Raw genomic sequence first — 409 nt, 5'->3', positions numbered from 1 at the left:
CGCGTCGTACCGCTCGGCGAGGCTGGCGGCGTGCGGGATCGCGTCGTTCGCCTCGCCGCCGGGCGCGACGGGCAGGAGAATGTCGTCGTACATACGTGGTACTGCTATCGCCCGGCAGAAAACGATACTGGCCGTCGAGGCGGTCGGACCTCGGTCCGTTGCGGTCCGAACGCGGCGACGGACAGAACGGGGGTCGGACCTGTGTCGACGCGTCTGCGACGTTCGTTTATAAATGGGATGTTCGCGGTCCGCGAGCTTCCCGCACGGATGGGCAGGGTTTTCCGGCGCGCGTCCCTCCCGGAAAGCATGGCACGAGAGGTTTCCGACCCCGACAACCCGCAGGTGACGATTCAGACCAACCACGGCACTATCGTCGTCGAGCTGTTCGCCGACCGCGCGCCGAAGACGG

The 409-nt window shown here is 66.7% G+C and carries 2 pseudogenes; one reads left to right on the top strand and one right to left on the bottom strand.

The window, feature by feature from the left end:
• Positions 1 to 93, bottom strand: a pseudogene (locus tag EXE44_RS21715) (universal stress protein); the annotation flags it as partial.
• 174 nt (positions 94 to 267) lie between these two features.
• On the opposite strand from EXE44_RS21715, the pseudogene EXE44_RS21710 reads away from it, so the two are divergent.
• Positions 268 to 409, top strand: a pseudogene (locus tag EXE44_RS21710) (peptidylprolyl isomerase); the annotation flags it as partial.

Origin of the sequence: Halorubrum sp. SS7, assembly GCF_005435055.1 — an archaeon.
GTDB lineage: Archaea > Halobacteriota > Halobacteria > Halobacteriales > Haloferacaceae > Halorubrum > Halorubrum salinarum.
Note: the sequence above shows the minus strand (reverse complement) of the source record. Positions and strands in the feature narration are given on the sequence as shown.